Source organism: Aquitalea pelogenes (genome assembly GCF_001515305.1).
Classification (GTDB): Bacteria; Pseudomonadota; Gammaproteobacteria; order Burkholderiales; family Chromobacteriaceae; genus Aquitalea; species Aquitalea pelogenes.
Genome location: NZ_LNQV01000034.1, coordinates 40,707 through 47,215, shown reverse-complemented (window position 1 = coordinate 47,215; position 6,509 = coordinate 40,707). Strand labels below are relative to the sequence as shown.

7 protein-coding genes and 1 pseudogene are annotated in these 6,509 nt (G+C 63.5%); all 8 read left to right on the top strand.

Annotated elements, in window-relative coordinates:
- Positions 1-382: type VI secretion system baseplate subunit TssG (locus AWT75_RS14550; RefSeq protein WP_161937756.1), on the top strand; the 382-nt coding region annotated here is incomplete at its 5' end.
- Positions 375-1,043, top strand: coding sequence for a type VI secretion system lipoprotein TssJ (gene tssJ / locus AWT75_RS14545; protein ID WP_082696121.1), 669 nt, complete (start codon positions 375-377; stop codon positions 1,041-1,043). The genes AWT75_RS14550 and tssJ, both read left to right, overlap by 8 nt.
- Positions 1,040-1,543, top strand: a complete 504-nt coding sequence (gene tssE / locus AWT75_RS14540; RefSeq protein WP_082696120.1) for a type VI secretion system baseplate subunit TssE — start codon at positions 1,040-1,042, stop codon at positions 1,541-1,543. The genes tssJ and tssE overlap by 4 nt, the downstream gene beginning before the upstream one ends.
- 12 nt (positions 1,544-1,555) lie before the next feature.
- Entirely contained in the window at positions 1,556-2,905 is a 1,350-nt protein-coding gene (gene tssK, locus AWT75_RS14535; protein ID WP_062789841.1) for a type VI secretion system baseplate subunit TssK, read from the top strand.
- Positions 2,902-3,546, top strand: coding sequence for a DotU family type IV/VI secretion system protein (locus AWT75_RS14530; RefSeq protein WP_062789838.1), 645 nt, complete (start codon positions 2,902-2,904; stop codon positions 3,544-3,546). The genes tssK and AWT75_RS14530 overlap by 4 nt, the downstream gene beginning before the upstream one ends.
- 9 nt (positions 3,547-3,555) lie before the next feature.
- Positions 3,556-5,136 carry an OmpA family protein gene (locus AWT75_RS14525; protein WP_062789835.1) on the top strand — a complete coding sequence of 527 codons (1,581 nt, stop codon included), beginning with the start codon at positions 3,556-3,558 and terminating at the stop codon, positions 5,134-5,136.
- A gap of 89 nt (positions 5,137-5,225) precedes the next feature.
- Positions 5,226-5,711, top strand: a complete 486-nt coding sequence (locus AWT75_RS14520) for an Hcp family type VI secretion system effector (protein ID WP_045846180.1) — start codon at positions 5,226-5,228, stop codon at positions 5,709-5,711.
- A gap of 75 nt (positions 5,712-5,786) precedes the next feature.
- Positions 5,787-6,392 (top strand): annotated as a pseudogene (locus AWT75_RS23545) (contractile injection system protein, VgrG/Pvc8 family); the annotation flags it as partial.
- Positions 6,393-6,509: the final 117 nt, after the last annotated feature.

Here is a 6,509-nt window from a genome sequence, read left to right as displayed (position 1 = left end):
CATTACCCGCGTAAGGTGCTGCTGGGTGCCGGGCGGCTGGGCCGGGCCACCCGCCTGCAGCCGCGGCACGGTGTTACTGGGCGCACGGCTGCGGGACGTGCAGCGCACGGTCAAACTCACCCTGCACCTGCAACACAGTGCCGAACTTGGCCACCTGCAAGCCGGGCAGCAAACCCATGACGACCTGTGCCAGGTACTACGCGCCTATCTGGGCCTGCGCTGGGATCTGGCCTTGTTTGCCAGCCTGCCCACTGCCGCCTGGCCCGCCACCCGGCTAAGCCGCCACAGCCACCGTCTGGGCCGTGCCGCCCATCTGCCAGCACCAGCCAACGCCACACCCGGCCAGCTGGCCGACATTCCCCTGGGGATGCTGCATGCCTGACCTATCCACCCTTTTGCCGGAGACCTTCCGCATGCGCCTGCGCATTACCCTTCTGCTTTGCCTGCTGCTCCCCCTCACCGGCTGCGGAGCCTGGCAAGCACTGAAAAACGGTAGCCAGCAAGTGGTTTCAGCCGTGTTTTATCCCAAGCTGACCACACTGAAACTGGACTTCACCGCGCGCGAGGCCATCAATCCGGATGAGCGCGGGCATGCCCTCTCCGTGGTGGTGCGGGTCTATCAGTTGCGCGACGGCAAGACCTTTGCCCGTGCCAGCTATGAACAGCTGCTGAGCCAGGACCGGGAGACATTGGGCGATGAAATGCTGGCACGTCACGACCTGCTGCTCCGCCCCGGCGCAAGTGTCAGCCTCAATGCAGCGGTAGAACCCAACACCAGCCAGATCGCCGTGGTGGCGCTGTTCCGCCAGCCCGCACCACCGGCCATCTGGCGCGTCAGCATGTCAGTCAAGGAGCTGGATAACCAGAAAGCAGCCCGTCTGGAACTACTGGATAACCAGATCCTCATCCCCTGGCTGCCACACCCGCCGGACCCGCCAGCCGCACCGCAGCCGCAAACACCGGCCACCCCACCAGCGCAGAAAACCATAGCGCCTGCAGCAGCGGCCAGTGCCCCGGCTGTGCCAGCAAGGAGTGGCAAATGAACACGCGACAGCGCCATAGCGGGCCGTCGCTCTACGAAAAGTTGCTGGGCAATTTTCAGGATGGCAGCAGCCTGCACGCCTGGGATGAAAACAGCCAGCACCTGTTCAGCGTGATGGACAACATCCGGGTGATTCTCAACAGCAGACAAGGCGCAATCAAGCACCTGCCGGATTACGGCTTGCCTGACCTCGCCATGATTTACCGCCATTTACCGGCCAGTGCGCACCTGTTGCGGCAACACATTGCCAGCACCTTGCTGCGCTACGAGCCACGCCTGGCCCACATCGACATCCAGCTGCTGGCCAATGCCCAAGACGATGTACTGGGCTATGAGCTGATCTGCCATCTCAAGCAAAGCGGCCTGGTGCGCTTTGGCAGTTATTTCACGCCCGACCATGCGGTGCGCCTGCAGTTGCTGGGGGCCGCCGGGCAGAAAGCACCAGCACGCCAGGCCACGCCCCAACCGTCCCTGGCAAACCGTACCCCCCGCTCAACGTGAAGGATATCCAGCTTGCGCATTCACAAACCCCTATGGCATGAAGGCATCCTGCTCTTGCCACAGTTATTCCAGCAACAAGAAGCACAGCACGCCTGGCAACAACAGCAACTGGCGGCACTGGCCAGCCCCTTTCCCTGGGGCTTGACTACGCTGGCGCTGGACCCATTGGCTCTGGAACAGGGCCAGGTCCGGCTGCAACAGCTGGCAGGCCGGTTTCCCGATGGTACGGCCTTCGATACCCGCATCAGCGGTCAGCCGCCTGCGGCCCGTCATCTGGATACCCTCAGCCACGCCACCGACAGCGTGACACTGTGGTTGACGCTGCCGCTGCTCAACCCGCTTGGCAATAACCTGCATCAGGGCGAGGTGCGGCCGGAAGAAACCCCTCGCCGCTACCGGCAACAGTTTGCCCAGGTGCCCGACCACATGGGCGAGCAGGAAGACGAACTGGCGGTCGAACAACTCAATCTGCTGCTGAAATTTGACGGCGAAGCGCTGGATGGCATGAGCAAGCTGCCGCTGGCACGGCTGCAACGCAATCCACAAGGCCGTTTCGAGCTGGACGCCGGCTTTATCCCGCCCTTGCTGTGCTGCAGCGCTTCACCCTTGCTGCAACAGCGCCTGCAATTGCTGGCCGAGCTGTTGCTGGCCAGGCAGCACAGCCTGCAACAACAGCGCCGTGAACGCACCCGGCAAGCCGCCGACTATCTGCTGTCCGATCTCAGCCTGCTATGGCTGATGCACAGCCTGGCGCAAAGCTGGCCGGAGCTGCGCATGCTGCCCACGCTGGACAGCTGCCCGCCCTATGCCGCCTATCTGTGCCTGTCGCGGCTGGCCGGCATGCTCAGCACCTTTGCCCTGGAACAGCAGCTGACCGATATCCCCGCTTACGACCACCTCCAACTGGGCAGGGTATTCCAGCAACTGGAACAGCTGATCCGCACCCTGCTGGACACGGTGATTCCCACCCCGGTGGTGGTACTGCCGCTGCAACGCGATGGCAGCAATCTGTGGCTGGCGCATCTGACAGATGCCCGCTTGCGCGATGGCATGGATTTCTACCTGTCGGTTCACGCCGCCATGCCGCTGCACCAGCTGCAAGAGCAATTACCCCTGGTGGCCAAGGCCGGTGCCCCGGACGAAGTGGCACGCATACTGTCCTCGGCGCTCAATGGCATTCCGCTCAAAGCCATGCAACGCCTGCCCACCGCCCTGCCCAGCCGGGTGGACAGCCTGTATTTTGCGCTGGACAAGCAGCATCCGGCCTTTGCCGCCATGCTGGCCGCCCAGTCCTGCGCCTTTTACTTCCCATCCTCCTTGCCAGAGCTGCAACTGGCCTTGTACGCGGTGCCTACCCCATGAGCCCTCTGTCCATCCTGCATGCCGTGCGCGGCAATATGCGCGACATCGCGCTGATCGTCACCCGTTTGCAGCAACAAGCCGAGCCGGTGACCGAACACCAGCTGAACCAGGATTGCCAGCAGTTGCTGGATCAACTGGAACAGGCGCTGGAACAAGCCGGAGCACCACGCGCCGAGCGGGAGCAAATCATCTATGCCTGCTGCTGCCTGCTGGACGAAACCGCCCTGCGCCATTTGCCGGAACCAGCCCGTGCCCATTGGCAGGCCAGGCCCTTGCAAGTGCACCGCTTTGCCTCGCTGCAAGGCGGAGAACAACTGTATGAGCAAATGCGCAGCGAGCTGGCCCGCCCGCAGCCATCGTACTGGCTGCTGGCTTGCTGGCAACTGGTGCTGGCACTGGGCTTTGAAGGCAAGTACAGCCAGGGCGATGCCTCGCAACGCAAGCAATGGCGACAGCAACTGGACAAGGTGATCAACGCGCTGGAGCCCACCCAGGAAGCCGTCCCGCCACCCCGCCCGGTCTGGCACTGGCGCAGTTTTTCTCCGTGGCTGTGGGCCATGCTGTCCGGCCTGCTGCTACTCGTCATCTATTTACTGCTCCAAGGCTGGCTGCACCAAGCACTGCGCCAGCTTGGCAACTAAGGACGCACCATGCCACAGCTGCTTTGGTACTGGCTGTATCCACTGACCATGCTGACGCTGGGTCTGCTGCTGATCTGGCAGGCGCTGCCGGTTTCCGGCGCGGTGGCCATGCTGCTAAGTCTGGCATGGCTGATCGGCATGCTGGCGCTATGGAGCCACTTGCGGCGGCAAAGCACGGCCAGCGATGTAACAGAAGTCATCCTGCTGGCAGGGCCGGCAGCACATAGCTTGCAAGGTGAGCAAGGCTGGCGCAGCACACTGCAACCGGCCTGGCACTGGCTGGACCGGCCACAACAACTGGCGGCCTGGCACAGCAGCGGCATTCGGGTGCGCGGAGTGATACTGGTCATCAATGCCGATGAAACCGATGCCACACCGGCTGCCAGCGCCCGGCTGGCCGACTGGTATCACGCCTGGCAACTGGCTCAAGCGCAACAAGGCCACCCGCTGCCGGGTGCAGTGCTGATACTGACCGCTCATCCGCAAGCCAATCTGCAAGTACCGCAGGATGCCGCCATCACACCCTGTACCAGCTATCCGGCGCTGCAAGACGCCATCGAACAGCAGATGCAGGCCGTGCTGGCGCACGCACTGCAAGCACCGGCCGACCATGCGTCCATGGCCCTGCAGCAAGCCGCGGTACTCAACAGCTTGCAACAGCATGTCAGCCAGCAACTGCTGCCAGCCCTGCTGCCCCAACAAGCCAGCAAAGGCGCCCCTGCCGTGCACGCTGTCGGCTGGCTGGCTCACCCGGCCACGCTGGCAGATGCTGGCGAGCCACCCTGGCAACAGGCCGCCACCCGGCATAGCGGGCTACACACCCCCGCCACCCCGGTGTTCAGCGGCCCCACCGACAATGCACAGCTGACCGTGCTGGCGGGGTGCTTTGCGCCCATCCGCGCCTGCCCGCGCCACTGGCGACAGCTGGCCACCCTGCTGACTAGCTGTGCCTTGCTGCTACTGGCCTTTGTCTGTTGCTCGGCCTGGAACAATCAGCAGCTGATTGCGCAAACCGCGGTGCGCCTGCACGCCTTCCAGTCACTGTCCGTCAGCCAGGAACCCGCGCGGGGCAAGGCGGTGCAACAGCTGCAAAGCTGGCAGCAGCACCTTGGCACACTGGCTGCCGATGGCGTGCCACTCCGGCTCGGCTTTGGCCTGTATCAGGGGCAATACCTGGCTGACATCGTCCAGCGCGCCATTCAGTCCTACCACCCGCCCCAACCCAAGCCGGAGGTAATCCGGCTGGATAGCACGGCACTGTTCGACAGCGGCCAGAGCCTGCTCAAGCCGGAAGCCAAGCTGGCCTTGCAGTCCGTGCTGGTATGGATACAGGCCAATCCCGGCAAGCGGGTGCTGATAGACGGCCACACCGACAACACCGGCAGCCGCACGGCCAATCTGCGGCTGTCGCTGGCACGGGCCGAGGCGGTACGCCAATGGCTGGTGACGGCCTCCACCTTTCCCCTAACCCATTTTGCCGTACAGGGGCTGGCTGACACCCAGCCGCTGTCTGGCAATGACGATGCGTCCGGCCGCAGCAAAAACCGGCGCGTGGAAATCACCCTGATCGAACCGCCCGCCGGGCGGTGACAACCGGGTGTCAACAGCACCACCCGCAGCACCCTGCGTGCCGGGTGGCACCACCACCGGGGCAGAGCCCCGCAGCAAGGAGAAACAGCATGGCCATACCCGCTTATTTGTGGATCAAGGACGACGGCGGTGCCGACATCAAGGGCTCTGTCACCGTGCAGGGTCGTGAAGGCTCGGTCGAAGTACTGGAGTTCGACCACAGCGTTTACATCCCCACCGATGGTAATACCGGCAAGCTCACCGGCACCCGCGTGCATACCCCGCTGAGTTTCGTCAAGGAATTCGATGCCGCCTCGCCCTACCTGTACAAGGCGGTCACCAGCGGCCAGAACCTCAAGGGCATGGAACTGAAGTGGTACCGCATTGACGATGCCGGTGAAGAAAAAGAGTACTTCAACATGAAGCTGGAGAACGTCAAGGTGGTGGCCGTCAAACCCAGGATGCACAACATCAAGGACGTCGCCAAGGAGCGCTACAACCACCTTGAAGAAGTGGAAGTGCGTTACGAAAAAATCACCTGGGCCTACAAGGACGGCAACATCATCCACTCCGACAGCTGGGTGGAAAACCGCTAACGCCTAGCTCCCCCATGCAGCAGGCATCACCGCCTGCTGTATGGGTTTTCACGCCATCAGACAAGGACGCTACCCATGCCCAACCCCTACCAGCTGCGCTTCCCCTCCCACCTGGGCCTGGACCTCTCCGTACACCACTTCACCCTCGACGAAGCACTCGACACCCCCTACCTGCTCAACGTCACCGTCACCAGCCCCGACCCCGCCCTGCCGCTCGCCAGCCTCATCCACCAGCCGGTCAGCTTCACCATCAGCCCGCCACCCCTCAACCCGCTGCCTTCCTTTCCCGGCCTGCCCAGTCCACCCGCCGACCCCGCTTTGCAGCGCGTGTGGCATGGCGTGGTGTGCGAGGCCTGGCGTGAGGACAGCAATGTGCAGCAAACCCGCTACCGCTTTGCCATCGGGCCGCGCCTGAGCCTGCTGGCCCAGGGCAGCACCTGCCGTCTGTTTCAGAACAACACGGTGCAGCAGGTCATCACGGCGCTGTTGCAGCAGCATGGCTTTGCCGCCAGTGCCGTGCGCTTTCAGTTGACGGCGCCACTGCCCACCCATGCACATCTCACCCAGTGGCGCGAGTCGGATTTGCAGTTCATTTCCCGCCTGGCGGCGGAGGCGGGCCTGTTTTACCAGTTTGTGGTGGAGGAGGCGGGCAAGGAGGTGCTGCTGTTTGGCGATAATCTGGAGCACTATGGCCGCGGGCGGCTACTGGATATTCCGCTGCGGGCGGCGGGCGGCTGCGCCAGGATGACAGCCCGGCCGTCCAGCAGTGGCAGATTCACCATCGCAGCCTGTTGCACA